A 12,545-nucleotide genomic window follows, 5' to 3' on the forward strand; every position below is an offset into this window, starting at 1 on the left:
GGAGCCCTATCGGATGGTGACACCGGCGTCGACCTTCAGTTCCAGCCCTGTGACGTAGCGGGATTCGTCGGAGATCAGATACAACACCGCGTTGCTCACGTCGGACGCTTCGATCAGCGGCGCGGGCAGCGCGTTGAGGAAGATGGGCACCAGGTCGGGCCGTTGCTCGGCGATCAGGGTGTGCATGCTCGGGGGCGCCATCCCGGTGGCCACCCCGGTGGGGTGCACGGTGTTGACCCGAATATTCTGTGCGGCAAGCTCGTTGGCCAGCGCCAGGGTCATGCCGACGATGCCGTGCTTGGAGGCGGTGTAGGGCACGTGCAGCGGCGTGCCCTTGATGCCGGCCGACGAGCTGATGTTGACCACGCTCCCGCCGCCCCGGGCGACCAGGTGGGGGAGTGCGGCCGCGCAGGTGTTCCAGGCGCCGATGAGATTGATATCGACGACCAGTCGCCACTGCTCGGCGGTGGTGGTGTCCCAGGTGCCGACGGTGAGCACGCCGGCGTTGGCGACCGCGCCGTCGAGTCCGCCGAGTTCGCCGGCGGCGTCGTCGACCGCCGATTTCATGGCGGTCTCGTCGCGGACGTCGACGACTTTGGTGATCGCACGCCGGCCGTGTTTCTCCACCAGTTGCGCGGTCTCGTGCAGGTCGTCTTCGGTGGCCAGGGGGTATTCCAAACCCGCTGGGGTGGAACAGATGTCCACCAGGACGCAGTCGGCGCCTTCCTCGGCCAGCCGCACCGCGTGCGAGCGTCCCATGCCGCGCGCGGCGCCGGTGATCAAGACCCGTTTGCCCGCGACCCGGCCGGCGGCGTTGTTCGTCGTCATCCGCGTATCAAACCTTGTTGCAGAAGCCCGCGTCGACGGGGAAGGTCACGCCCGTGACGTACTTCGCCTCGTCGGAGACCAGGTAGGCGATGGCGGCGCTGACGTCTTCGGGTTCCAGCATGCCGACGGGCATCGGGTTTTGCAGATGGGGACCCGCGCCGGGATTCTTCTCCAGGAACTCGGTCATGTCGTCGTTGGTGGCCATCATAGTGTTCACCGCGGTCGGGTGCACGGTGTTGACCCGAATGCTCAGCGGTGCAAGGGCATTGGCCAGGGTGCGCATCAGCCCGACGATCCCGTGTTTGGACGCCGCGTAGCCCAGTCCGCCGCCCTGCAGGCCGCCGAAGCCCTTGATGCCGGCGGTCGAGCTGGTGAAGATGATGACCCCGCCGCGGTTGCCGGCCAACAGGTGCGGGACGGCCGCCCACGCCGTGTGATAGGCCCCGTCGAGGTTGACGCCGGTGACCGCCCGCCACTGCGCCAGCTCCTCCTCGATGCTCAACTGGCGAAACGCCAGCGGCGCGATCCCGGCATTGGCCAGCACGATGTCGAGGCGGCCGAAGTGCTCGACTCCGGCATCCATTGCGGCCTTGACTTGCTCGAAGTCGCGGACGTCGGCGACCGTGCCCAGCATCTTGCCGCCGGCTTCTTCGACCAGCGCGACGGTCTCGTCCAGCTCCTCGTGGGAGGCCATCGGGTAACCGTTGGCCGGAATGTCGGCGCAGATGTCGATGCCGATGATGTTGGCGCCCTCGCGCGCGAGCCGCACGGCGTGACTGCGACCCTGGCCGCGCGCCACCCCGGTGATGAAGGCGACCTTGCCATCTATTGACCCCACGGCGCGCGTCCTCTCTGTTCGTCGACCCAGATCAGGGCAGAGTAACGCCGTTACTCACCTGCGCACAGTAACATGGTTACTCATGACGGCAACAGGGGCGGCAGTGGATGCCGAGAACGGCGCGTCCGGGCCGCGGACCGACCCGATCCTGGACATCGTGGTCGAGATGCTCGACAGCGAGGGCTACGAGGCCGTCCAGCTGCGCGAGGTGGCCCGGCGGGCGCGGGTTTCCCTGGCGACCATCTACAAGCGGTATCGCACGCGCGACGAGCTGATCGTCGCGGCCCTGGACGGGTGGATGGACGCCAATCGCTATGCGCGCCTGCCGTCGCTGATCGACGATCTGCCCGGTGAGTCGATCTATGTGGACCTGATGCACGTGATGCGGACCATCTTCGAGCCGTGGGAACGGCATCCGGTAATGCTGCGCTCCTACTTCCAGGCCCGCTCGGGGCCCGGCGGAAAGCGCCTCATCCAGCGTGGCGTCGACGCCGTCGTTCCCGTCGCCAAAGCCGTTCTGGCGCAAGCGGATCCGGGATTCGCCAAAGACCTCGAGCTCATCCTCACCGGCGTCGTCTACGGGCTGCTCACCCGATTCGCTCAGGGGGAGATCGACGTCACCGAAATCGTGCCGGGTATCGAGCGCACCCTGTTCTGGTTGACCACGGCGTACGAGAACGGTCTGCCCGCGCGAGGCTGAACCGACTGCGTTGACGGCCTGAAAATCCGATTATTCAGCCGTTCATAAGGCGCTTTTTCCCGATTGTGCCTATTCTTCGTCTTCATGCCGCTATGGGTCGACGGCATCGTGAACGCCCCGAAGAAAGGAAGCGCATGATGTCCTCAGCTCGCCGGCTGGCCGCGTTGGCCATCCCCGTCATGTTGGGCGCGGCTCTGATTACCAGCGCCGCGGTTGCCACCGCCGACCCCCTCGACGACGCGTACCTGTCGCAACTGCGTGCCGCCGGCTTCAGTTGGCCGCCCGATCACGACGCCGCCCTTACCGGGATGGGGCGCCTGATCTGTGATGACATCGGTTGGGGTTGGACCTATGAGCAGATCTCCCAGAGCATCCACCAGATCCTGGACCCCAGGAATGTCACCTTCGGAGACGTCGGATCCATGGTGAGCCTTGCGCATTCGACGTACTGCCCCCTGCAGCGGTGCTGGACCGACCACTGCTGAACGGCGAAATCCCTTGCACCGCAGCAGGTGTGCTCACATGAGCGGGGGTCCCGGCAGCAGCCAGGTGACCGACGGGTCGATGTCCTCCTTGTACTGCGGACAATAGGTGGCTATCGACAGGCCGACGAAGTAGGCGGACTGCTTGACCGAGAGGTCCGTTTGCCTGGCCAGCTGGATCGCCAGCACCGAGGCGTTCGGGTTGGTGGCGATGCTGGTGCACACCGTGCGGGCCTTTCCAATCGCATCGTCGTTGTCGGGCATGGTGATTCCGCCCTTGGAGAGGCCCGCGATGAACGCGTCGTCGGTGTCATCCGCTGAGGCGGGCGCCGCGAACGCCAAGGCAGCGGACAGGAAAACCGCGCAGAGCGCCGGCCACTTCCCGGCCTTCGTCACAGTCATGGTCTCCCCTCAGTGCGCGGACCCGTCGGCGTGCAGGCAAGGACGACTTCCATGAACGATAGTCGACATCGCGGTGTACTTCTCGCGGCGAGGCACGGATTTCAGGACGAGCAGTGGGTGGCCTTGATGTGCCCGTTGGGTGAACCCAGCTTGGCCAGCGCGTCGGCGGTGGATGCGGTGGCGTCGGGCCCCGAACCGCCCTGGAACCGGCCGGAGAGGCGGTCGAACGCCACCGATGCGCAGCCGTTGCGGGTGCCGGCCACCACTTCACAGACGTCGCCGGCCTCGGCGGTGCAGTGCGCGAGCGCGACTTGGTTCGCCTGGTCCTGACTGGCCCCGGTGCCCCAGCCGGCGGCTCGTCCGCTCCCCACCGACACGGCGAGGGCGACGAAGCCGTCGTCGGCCCGGGCCATCGGCACGGGCAGCGCGGCGATCGCGCAACCGACCGCAGCCACGACGGCAATGACCGGTCGCATCGGCGCGCTCCTGAGCATGTTACGAATTGCCTTCGGGGTCTTCAGCCAGGTAAGTGACTTCGTACCACCGCTTGGACGGTCCGGCGCTGTCCGTCTCGGTCGCCGTGGCCCGCTCGAGGCGAACATCGGTCAGATGCGGATTGTCCACGCGGATAAAGTCTTCGAGCTCGGCATGCAACGCGTCGCCGTCCAGGGTGATATCCGCGAGCGCTCTGCCGGTATACCTCGTCCAACTCACGCCTCACATTGTGCTCCGGCCGTGGCGCCGGACCGCAATTCGACACCGGGGTATATTGCAACCCGCCGCTGTGCCGCGCGAAATTGCAGGGTCAGGCGGTCCGCAAATGCGCTTTCAGGCCGGGAGACTCGGTCGTGAAGGAGGGCGATGAATCGCCAAAGTGTCTGCAGCACCAGCACTTCACCGATTGGTCGGGTGTGACGCTTAAACGCGTCGACGAATTGAAGCCCGGCGACCGGATCCGCATGAAGGTCGGGCACGCCACCGTCGTCGCGACCGAACCCCTCGACGACGACCGCACCCTGCTGACCTTTACCTATGGGACGAAGGGCCCCGCCGACAACGCCCTGACCGTTGATGTTCTGGACGACGACGAGTGGGGCTGGTAGGGCGCCGGAATTCGGGTTATCGCCGGCATCTTGTCGGCGACGGCTCGGCATACGACTATTGACTGAGTACGGACCCGCAGGAGGAACGATGACGCCGCACCGTGTGAAATCCGTCGTCGGTTTATCGGCGGTGCCGTTCGCAATTTCCGTGTGGTTTATCCCGACGGCTTTCGCCGACAATCCGTCCTGGAATGGCCAGTACGCGATCACGTTCATGGTCGGCCCGAAGGCCGGGACCAGCATGGCCGTCGGCGACCCGGAGGTGCAGCACACCGAGACCTACGGTATCCGTTCGAGCTGCACGAACGGCAAGTGCGTCGCCACCATCGTCAGCGGCCCGCCGCCCACCAACCCGACGGTGCCGCAGCCGGTTCAGTTCACCTGGGATGGAAAGTCGTGGTCGCAGGCCAACGACTTTCAGTGGGACTGCATGATGCCCGATACCACGATCCAGTGGAATCCGGCCCGGGCCGAGGTGCACTACACGCCCCAACCCGACGGAACGCTGGCCGGCGTCATGCACACCGACATCTTGAGCGGCGCGTGCCAAGGGACCATCGACATGAACATGACCGCCGAGCGCGTGGGTAGCTAGCGGCCCTCGGTTCAGGGTGGCGGTGGCGCCGACCGGTTTCGAAACTCGGGATCGCGGTGTGAAATCGGCGGGATTCGTCGACACCTACCGCGCGAAATGGATACGTTGAATGGCCAAGGGCATCGGGCAGCGCTTCCAGTTCCGCGCGAAATAACGGAGTCGAATCATGTCGCGTGCCACGAGAATCAACAGCTGATGGATGCACGGCGAGACGCAGGGATTCCCGAGCCGCGGGAGCGGGCAGCGAGGGCGGGACAGCGGATTGAACAGCTGCGGCAACGGCGCGCCGAATTGGCCGCCGGCGAGGGTTCTTCCGGGGATTCGGTCGACCGGGCGCGCCGGTATGCGCAGGACGCCATGGAGCGCGCCGAGAAAGCGCATCTGGCTGCCTCTCGCGGACACGACGAAGCCGCACGCGCGCATGAGCGGACGGCAAACAATCTGCAGCGCGCGGCCATGGAGGGAATCGGCGATCCTGAGCAACTACAGGACAAGGCCGATGAGCATTGGCAGGCCGCAGCGAACAATCACCGGGAAAGCGCGGTCGCGTTGGCGGAGGCGGAGGACCCCACCAAGTCTTCGTCCGGCGGCTAGTCAGGCGATCGAACCTGTTATGGGACAAGGGTCCCGAAGACGTGGCGGTGACGGCTCCGCTCAGGTGTGCACTTTCCAGCCCGCCAACGGGGTCGGGGCCGCCGGAGCATTGGGATCGTTGAACTCGATGTAAACGTCGCCCTGCTTGACGTTGCCGTCGTAGGCGACGAATCCGTGGGCGGTCTGGCCGTTGGTGACGCTGCCCGCGCGCAGCGGCGGCGTCTTGTTGATCTTCTGGTAGTCGACGAGCGATGAGCCGCTCTCGACATCGCGGTTCGGGTCCTGCCGCCAGGGGGAAGAGGAGGCGGTCAGGGAGGACTGGCTGTAGTTGAACGGCGCGTTGGACTTGCCTTCGATGGTTACCTCGATGACGGTGCAGCCCCCGCCGCTGGAGCAGCCGGACGAGATCCACGTCGCGTTGTTGAGCGTGACGTCGGCGGTTGCGGTGCTGTACTCCGTGACGTGGATGCTGGTGCCGGATTTTCCCGTCGGGAACGGCGGCTGTTGGGTTGTCGGGTCGGCGGTGCCCTGGGGCGCAGTGAAATAGGCCGTCAGCGCCAGCGTCGCCGCGAGTGCGCTCATGTGAGCGGGTCTGGTCACTGCCAGAAGATAACGCATTCGCAGATTTGACCGCGAGCTCGTACTGGCGCCCGTCCCGCATTTCGACAACAAGAGGCGTGAAAAGCGTTGCCGCATAACCATTTCAAGAAGGGGCAGTCGCTTTAGTGCGGCAGGTTGGCCAGATAACACCGCACTCGGGTAGCGGCGTCGTCGGGCTTGACCCCCATGTTGATCAACCGCCGAACTACTTCTTCGGAGGGAATGCCAGAGCCGATGTCGTTGTCGATAACGTGCAGGCTGGGGAACCAAGTCTCGGCGCTTACTCCCGGTGGTGGGGGCTTCGCATCGCCGCCCACGCACTGGACGTAACCGGGGACGCCGGAGTCAGCGTGAGCCGGCGGCGCCCCCATCGACACAGCAATAGCGATGCCGACCGCCGCAGCGGCGTAGATCAGACGCATGCTGGCATTATTGCGTGTTCGCGGCGATTAACAACCACGAATTTGGGGGTCTGCCCGATTTCTCTCTCGCGGGTCGCAGTGGGCCTTACACTGCATGAGAATGAGCGCCTATCAGACCGTTGTGGTCGGCACGGATGGTTCGGACTCGTCGCTGCGCGCGGTGGCGCGCGCGGCCGCGATCGCCGCGGATCACGGCGCGAAATTGATCGTTGTGACGGCACATCTTCCCGTTCCCGAGGAACGCGGCCGCTACGCCATCCCGCCGGGTAGCGACCACGGTCAGGACTACCGGACGGTGGGGGAGGCGCCCTACTACAGGATCCTGCGGGACGCCAGGGAGCGCGCGCACCAGGCCGGGGCCAAGGACGTGGAGGAGAAGTCGGTCGTCGGTGCCCCCATCAACGTGCTGGTCGACCTGGCTAAGGAGGTCGACGCCGACCTGCTCGTCGTCGGGAATGTCGGACTGAGCAGCGTCGCCGGGCGGCTGCTGGGTTCGGTCCCGTCCGCCGTTTCCCGCAGGGCCAAGACCGACGTCTTGATCGTGCACACCAGCGACTGAGGGTCGCCAAGAATCGGTCGGTGCCGCCCCCTGGTCGGCGCCGGCCATGCGGACACAGTCATCCGTGCGCGGCGTCCGCCGCGGCAATCAACGCCCTGCCCAGCTGCCGGGCTGCGGCTGGCGCGATGATCGGGGTGTCGGGACAGTCGATGACGACCTGGCACTCGGCGTGCCCGTCAACGTATTGCCGCCCGATGACGGAGACCACGATCTCGGCCGGTTGCCCGTGGCCGGGGTGGTCGATGCTCCACTCCGGGCCGTCGAACACCCTGAAGGCCGGTCCGAGGTTGTCCCATTCGTCGACCATGGTCGCCCCGCTGGGCGGTGCAAGGTTGTCTTTCATGGCTCGATCGTGTCCGCGATCTTGGGCGCGGGCACGAGTAGTGCACTACTTCACTTGTGCTGAGGCGGCGAAAGTTTCGCCCAGAAGTGTTCGCGCGTTTCTCCCCGCGCGGCGGGCCCTGCGGGCAAGGAAAACGCCGGGCCATCAAGACGTGCGCACGGAAAGCGCGATGTCACCCCCGACAACGCGATCGACGCCTCGAACCGGGCCAGCGGCGCGCCGAGGCAGGAGGGCGGAAGAGATTCGAGGGAAAACCCGGAGATTTCGGGGAAACGCGGAATATCGGGGGCTGGCTGAAATATCGAGATCGTTTGCTGCGCAACGACGTTGACGCTGCGTCATGGAGCCGGATGATCTTGGGGCCGCCCAGGCTCGTCGGTGCCCGTGCACTCCATTCTCCGCCGTCAACAAACGAATGGATTTCTTAAGGAGCGGACGTATCTGAGGTCTGTTGTGTTTCGTTCATGTCTGATCCGGAACTCTGCCTGACGCAATGTAATACCCCCCACCAAGGTGCCATTTAACGTGTACGTCCAACAAACGCGATTGCAAACTTTCAGCGAATACGCGGCTGTGCGCCAGGCTGCTGTACGTGTTGCCCGCTGGAAGGTCTCCGAGGGTACGGATCGGATTCAGAACTGATTTCAGTCCGGAAAACGAACAGACATCACCGATTACTATGTTCCCTCCTGCTCTCACAGCATTCTTGAGTACTTGGAATGCCTTTTCAGGGTCACTGATGATGGACAGGCCTAACGTGCATATCCCCGCGTCGTAAGACGCCTTGTCAATGACGCCTAAGGGTAAAGCGGTAACGTCGCCTTTGACCAATTTGACGTTCGTCCAACCTTTTTCGGCGATCATGTGGCGAGCCCGCTCCAACATTCCATCTGACCAGTCGATGCCGAGGATCTCCCCTTCAGGGCCAATGCGCGACTGTATGAAGGAAAATTCGAGACCGGTCCCACAGCAGAATACGATCACATGGTCGCCAGGCTTAAGATCCAACTCATTTACCGCTGCGCTTTTCAGCGGAATCATCGGATATTGAATGATATTGTAGACCTTCGATATAACGCGGTCATACAAGAAACGGAAGAGCCGAACCCACTTCCCGCTGATCGTGGGCAGGGGTCCTGGGGTCGTCATTGCCGACTGCACCTCCGTTCACCGTGCGTCGTACGGTTGACTGGGACAGTGTCCCATGTTTGCGATGAGGTTCATATGGGTTTCTCGGATTCCCTTGACGACTCCTCTATCTTGTAGTAATTAGTCCGCCCGCGGCGATGCGCCAGCGCTACGTCCTCGGGAGAGTCGGTGCGACCGACATGGTCAGGGCTATCCTCAGCACACCGAGGCCTGGCAACCAATCGTCTGCCCCGGCCCTTGCGGCTACTGCGCAAGCGTTCCTTGCGCACCGTGCCGATGGACGCCACTGCAGCCACGCCTGCCGCGCGGCCATCCGCCGCAAGCGCCTGGAAGCTGCTAGCCGGGCGAGATAGATCGTTGAGGGGCGCTTCACACCGGCGGACAGTGCAGCAAGCAACACCCGAAGCAATGGAGTTGCCAACGGTTGGGCACGTATCGGGCGTGATGCCCGCTCAGATTCCCAAAATCACATCTGAACTGCACGAATGCTGGTGCGCGATACTGGGATTGAACCAGTGACCTCTTCCGTGTCAGGGAAGCGCTCTCCCGCTGAGCTAATCGCGCCGGGAAACCAAAAGCTTGGAGGTGGAGACGGGAATCGAACCCGTGTGCACGGCTTTGCAGGCCGTTGCCTCACCACTCGGCCACTCCACCGTTGGGGTCCACGCCACTTGCACCTTCGAGCGGATGACGGGATTCGAACCCGCGACCCTCACCTTGGCAAGGTGATGCGCTACCAACTGCGCTACATCCGCGCGCCTCGGACGACATCGTCGCCCGGTGCGAAGCACGACGATAGTCCACGTGAGCGGGCACATACAAATTTCTTGGTACGAGCCGTGTCTAGGCTATCGCGTCGACCCGTCACACGATGCGGCCGGTATTGTCGGGGCCGGCGCGTGCTAGTCTTCGACGTCGTTCGCCGTCTCGGCGCCGGTCCCGTGGCTCAGTGGGAGAGCGTCCGCTTCACACGCGGAAGGTCGCTGGTTCGATCCCAGCCGGGACCACCCAAGTATGCGCAGCTCAGAGGCTATTTCTGTACTCGCACCCGGCGAGCCGTGCGATTAACGTGAGATCCAGCTGTCAGCACCAAGTTTGCTGGCCGACGCGCCGCCGACCATCCCAAAATGGCTCGATATATGTCGTTGCGCTTTCGATTTATGGTGGTACGTGACGGAAATAGCCACCTGATTTCGGTAACCGGACAGTGTTTGTTTGGCCGGTTTGGTGTGGCTGGCCTGTTGCTAGTAACCCCCATCGCCGATGGCACGCCAGCGGCGTTGTTGCAGCGTCGCGGGTGGTGGACCGATCACGGCGGCACATGGTGTCTGCCTGGCGGGGCCGGGCACCGCGACAACAGCCCGAGCGGGGCCGCGGTCCGCGAAGCCGTCGAGGAGACCGGGCTAGACCCGGCTGGCATCATGCTGCGCGCGGCTGTGGTGACCGCGCAAAGCCGAGCTGCGCGACGGTGGATGGTGGACCTACACGACCGTCGTTGCGAATCGCTGGCGAGCCGCTGCCGACTAGACCGGGCCTTGAGGGCGCTGTGGCCTGGGTGCCGGTTGACGACGTGACTCATCTGCGGCAGCATCCCGGCCTGGCCGCGAGCTGGCCGCACATCGCCGCCCTGGTGGGAGCCACACCAGCGGGACGCGGCGAAAATTACCGGCAATTTGACATCAATTGACCCTTGGCAAATCCGACACGCCGGTTCGACCGGCTATTGCTGCCCTACTGCGGCGTAGAGTCACGTTTCAATTAGATTGAGTTCTAACGGTTTTGGATTGAGTTATACCGATTTCCGCGATTTTAGGTAGGTAACGGAAATGAGCACGCTAACGACTTTGGGCCGCGATGTCATCGCTGTGATTGATGGCGTGCCGGTTGGCCCGCTTTTCGGTGGGACGCAGCCGACGCACCAGTACGGGATTAACACCAAAGCCGATGTGCTGGTTAATCAGCTCGCGGACGGTAGCGATTTGAATGCGGTGTACACCGAATTCGCTGATCTGCTCAACATCTGGAATAACGAGCGAACCAGCCTGACCGATCTGCTGAAGTTCAACGTGACGGTCAGCGGCGAAGCTGTCCCGCAGGACATGCAAACCGCATCGTTTGAGGACGCAACCGAATTGGGCGTTTCAAAGTCGGCTAGCTCGCCTGCTGCTTTGCCTCTCGGATACACTTTCCGGGACAAAGATTTACGTGGCTCGTTCTCGTGGCGGTTCCTTCGCGACGCGGATCGCCGCCAGGTGGATTCGGTCATGGATGGCATTTTGGCCGCAGACAACAAGTTGGTTACCGGAACGATTTTGCGCGCACTGTTTTCCAATACGCGCAAGCGCAACGAACACCAGATGACCGTCTACGATTTGTATGACGGCGTTGCGCCGGGACCGCCGAGCTATTTAGGCCGTACATTCCCTCAGACCGAGAGTCACTACATCGCCAGCGGTGCAAGCCAGATTGATAATCAAGACATCGAGGACGCCATCCGGCTCATCACCCGTAAAGGCTATGGCACGCAAAGCAATTCAAAGCTTTTGATTTTGGCTAACCCTGACGAAAGTGAGCTGATCCAAACCTGGCGGGCCGGTGAGGAATCTCGCCCGAAAGAGGGTGGCGAAATTTCTGGACCGATTGCCTCGCACGATTTCATCCCGGCCAATGATGCCCCGCCGTTTCTCACCAGCGCAGGCGAGCTGGTGGGAACCCAAGTGCCCGGCCAACTGTGGGGAGTCAAGGTTGAAGGCTCTTACGGCCCAGCGCTGTTGATTCAATCTGACTTTATTCCAAGCGGTTACGTGGCTGTTGCCGCGTCCTATGGCCCGAACAGCCCGTACAACGCCATTGGTTTTCGCCAGCATTCAAATCCCGCATATCAAGGGCTGCGCCATATCCCCGGTGCTGGGGCCTACCCCTTGGTCGAAAGTTTTCACACCAGGGCGTTCGGGGTCGGTGTGCGCCAGCGCGGGGCTGCGGTGGCCGTGCAGGTGACGACCGGCAACAGCTACACCCCGCCGAGCGCTGACCAGATTCCGGTTTAGGTCAGCGAAAGCGGGTGACCACGAATCGGGGTCTAGATCATGAGCGGTGACGGTGAAGACTGGTTTGGCAAGCACGTTTTCGATCCTGGGCACGTCGAACGCCAACGCAGCGCAACCGAATTCAGTCATGGCCCCGGTCGCGTAGTGCCATGGGTCGAATCTCGTGCGCGGGCACAACACCGCAATCCCGAGCCCAGCGATGGTTACGGAACACCGTATTTCGCCAAGACGCCGCCACAAAAACCCGTCATCACTGCGGAGAGGCGACGGAAATGCCCGCGACGCTAGTCGCGCAACCCTTGCCGGGGCATAACGACTGTCACGAAGAGGTAAGACAACATGGCCAAGCTGACGAAGGCTCAGAAGTCCGCTCGCGCACGGTTCGCCAAACAGGCCCGCGCTAAAAGCAACACCAAAATCGGTCGTCGCGCGAAATCGACTGCGCGCCAAAAGAAAAAGTAACCGATGACCAAACGCCGGCCAAAATCTCACGCGACGAAATCGGTTGCAGCCAAGAGCAACCGGGTGTTTCACCGTGATGCGCGTGGCCGTTTCGCCCCCGGTGGCGCGACGGCCGCCACGTCGCCGGAAGCCGCTGCGCTGAAACGGCGCGTGCGTCGTCGCCGTCGAGTTGCGCTGGCCGGTGCTGCGATCACCGCGGTCGCTGCCAGCCAGGCGCATCCGGCCAGCCATACCCGCACCGCGATCACCCGGCGTCGCCTGGTCGCTGCGCACGTGGCCCGAGCGGCGTCAGATCACCGCAAGTCGGTCACCCGGCGTGCTCGGGCGATCCCGCACCGTTCGACAGCCGGAGCCGCGTTCCCGGCCCCCGCGCGCAAGGCCGCACACGCTGAGGCGCGTCGGCTTACCAAGGGGTATCGCC

The 12,545-nt window shown here is 63.6% G+C and carries 17 protein-coding genes and 4 tRNA genes; 9 read left to right on the forward strand and 12 right to left on the reverse strand.

The window, feature by feature from the left end:
* Positions 1 to 6: 6 nt before the first annotated feature.
* Together A5659_RS11980 and A5659_RS11985 are read right to left on the reverse strand one after the other, a co-directional pair.
* Entirely contained in the window at positions 7 to 828 is an 822-nt protein-coding gene (locus tag A5659_RS11980) for a mycofactocin-coupled SDR family oxidoreductase (RefSeq protein ID WP_066870410.1), read from the reverse strand.
* A 7-nt stretch (positions 829 to 835) separates the two neighbouring features.
* Positions 836 to 1,666 (reverse strand): mycofactocin-coupled SDR family oxidoreductase, encoded by an 831-nt coding sequence (locus tag A5659_RS11985; protein WP_066880428.1) that lies wholly within the window; start codon positions 1,664 to 1,666, stop codon positions 836 to 838.
* Positions 1,667 to 1,748: 82 nt separating this feature from the next.
* On the opposite strand from A5659_RS11985, the gene A5659_RS11990 reads away from it, so the two are divergent.
* Positions 1,749 to 2,366 (forward strand): TetR family transcriptional regulator, encoded by a 618-nt coding sequence (locus A5659_RS11990; protein ID WP_067181257.1) that lies wholly within the window; start codon positions 1,749 to 1,751, stop codon positions 2,364 to 2,366.
* A gap of 134 nt (positions 2,367 to 2,500) precedes the next feature.
* Positions 2,501 to 2,851, forward strand: coding sequence for a DUF732 domain-containing protein (locus A5659_RS11995; protein ID WP_082976035.1), 351 nt, complete (start codon positions 2,501 to 2,503; stop codon positions 2,849 to 2,851).
* A gap of 33 nt (positions 2,852 to 2,884) precedes the next feature.
* Here A5659_RS11995 and A5659_RS12000 read toward each other — a convergent pair whose 3' ends face one another.
* The 3 genes from A5659_RS12000 to A5659_RS12010 form a co-directional block, all read right to left on the reverse strand.
* Positions 2,885 to 3,250, reverse strand: a complete 366-nt coding sequence (locus A5659_RS12000; protein WP_067019824.1) for a DUF732 domain-containing protein — start codon at positions 3,248 to 3,250, stop codon at positions 2,885 to 2,887.
* Positions 3,251 to 3,351: 101 nt separating this feature from the next.
* On the reverse strand, positions 3,352 to 3,726 hold the full coding sequence (locus A5659_RS12005; RefSeq protein WP_066880439.1) for a DUF4189 domain-containing protein: 375 nt from the start codon (positions 3,724 to 3,726) through the stop codon (positions 3,352 to 3,354).
* Positions 3,727 to 3,745: 19 nt separating this feature from the next.
* Positions 3,746 to 3,964 (reverse strand): hypothetical protein, encoded by a 219-nt coding sequence (locus tag A5659_RS12010; protein ID WP_066870399.1) that lies wholly within the window; start codon positions 3,962 to 3,964, stop codon positions 3,746 to 3,748.
* A gap of 134 nt (positions 3,965 to 4,098) precedes the next feature.
* Between A5659_RS12010 and A5659_RS12015 the strand changes: the two genes are divergently transcribed.
* The 3 genes from A5659_RS12015 (at position 4,099) to A5659_RS27700 (ending at position 5,542) form a co-directional block, all read left to right on the forward strand.
* Positions 4,099 to 4,353, forward strand: a complete 255-nt coding sequence (locus A5659_RS12015; RefSeq protein ID WP_067138514.1) for a hypothetical protein — start codon at positions 4,099 to 4,101, stop codon at positions 4,351 to 4,353.
* 88 nt (positions 4,354 to 4,441) lie between these two features.
* Entirely contained in the window at positions 4,442 to 4,948 is a 507-nt protein-coding gene (locus tag A5659_RS12020; protein ID WP_066870393.1) for a hypothetical protein, read from the forward strand.
* A 96-nt stretch (positions 4,949 to 5,044) separates the two neighbouring features.
* Positions 5,045 to 5,542 carry a hypothetical protein gene (locus A5659_RS27700; RefSeq protein WP_156749149.1) on the forward strand — a complete coding sequence of 166 codons (498 nt, stop codon included), beginning with the start codon at positions 5,045 to 5,047 and terminating at the stop codon, positions 5,540 to 5,542.
* 60 nt (positions 5,543 to 5,602) lie between these two features.
* Here the strand turns inward: A5659_RS27700 and A5659_RS12030 are convergent, their stop codons facing one another.
* The gene (locus tag A5659_RS12030) at positions 5,603 to 6,124 is read right to left on the reverse strand and encodes a hypothetical protein (protein WP_066870387.1); all 522 of its coding nucleotides are present in this window, start codon (positions 6,122 to 6,124) and stop codon (positions 5,603 to 5,605) included.
* Between the two features lie 140 nt (positions 6,125 to 6,264).
* Positions 6,265 to 6,564 carry a hypothetical protein gene (locus tag A5659_RS12035; protein ID WP_066870382.1) on the reverse strand — a complete coding sequence of 100 codons (300 nt, stop codon included), beginning with the start codon at positions 6,562 to 6,564 and terminating at the stop codon, positions 6,265 to 6,267.
* Positions 6,565 to 6,664: 100 nt separating this feature from the next.
* Between A5659_RS12035 and A5659_RS12040 the strand changes: the two genes are divergently transcribed.
* A complete protein-coding gene (locus A5659_RS12040) occupies positions 6,665 to 7,123 on the forward strand; it encodes a universal stress protein (RefSeq protein ID WP_066870379.1) in 459 nt (152 codons plus the stop codon).
* 58 nt (positions 7,124 to 7,181) lie between these two features.
* On the opposite strand, the gene A5659_RS12045 is transcribed toward A5659_RS12040, so the two are convergent.
* The 5 genes from A5659_RS12045 to A5659_RS12060 all read right to left on the reverse strand — a co-directional run bounded on the left by A5659_RS12045 (position 7,182) and on the right by A5659_RS12060 (position 9,370).
* A complete protein-coding gene (locus A5659_RS12045; protein ID WP_066870377.1) occupies positions 7,182 to 7,466 on the reverse strand; it encodes a hypothetical protein in 285 nt (94 codons plus the stop codon).
* A 462-nt stretch (positions 7,467 to 7,928) separates the two neighbouring features.
* The gene (locus tag A5659_RS26930; protein ID WP_082972070.1) at positions 7,929 to 8,615 is read right to left on the reverse strand and encodes a class I SAM-dependent methyltransferase; all 687 of its coding nucleotides are present in this window, start codon (positions 8,613 to 8,615) and stop codon (positions 7,929 to 7,931) included.
* A 489-nt stretch (positions 8,616 to 9,104) separates the two neighbouring features.
* Positions 9,105 to 9,179: transfer RNA gene (locus tag A5659_RS12050), tRNA-Val, on the reverse strand.
* Positions 9,180 to 9,195: 16 nt separating this feature from the next.
* A tRNA-Cys gene (locus A5659_RS12055) sits at positions 9,196 to 9,269 on the reverse strand.
* Between the two features lie 28 nt (positions 9,270 to 9,297).
* Positions 9,298 to 9,370 (reverse strand) — tRNA-Gly (locus A5659_RS12060).
* Positions 9,371 to 9,550: 180 nt separating this feature from the next.
* Here A5659_RS12060 and A5659_RS12065 point away from each other — a divergent pair.
* The 3 genes from A5659_RS12065 (at position 9,551) to A5659_RS12070 (ending at position 11,662) form a co-directional block, all read left to right on the forward strand.
* A tRNA-Val gene (locus A5659_RS12065) sits at positions 9,551 to 9,622 on the forward strand.
* Between the two features lie 153 nt (positions 9,623 to 9,775).
* On the forward strand, positions 9,776 to 10,189 hold the full coding sequence (locus A5659_RS26935; protein WP_231997813.1) for an NUDIX domain-containing protein: 414 nt from the start codon (positions 9,776 to 9,778) through the stop codon (positions 10,187 to 10,189).
* Between the two features lie 252 nt (positions 10,190 to 10,441).
* Complete coding sequence (locus A5659_RS12070; protein ID WP_067181263.1) at positions 10,442 to 11,662, forward strand: hypothetical protein; 1,221 nt, start codon at positions 10,442 to 10,444, stop codon at positions 11,660 to 11,662.
* Positions 11,663 to 12,545 lie beyond the last annotated feature (883 nt).

Origin of the sequence: Mycobacterium sp. 1165196.3 (assembly GCF_001673415.1) — a bacterium.
GTDB lineage: Bacteria > Actinomycetota > Actinomycetes > Mycobacteriales > Mycobacteriaceae > Mycobacterium > Mycobacterium europaeum_A.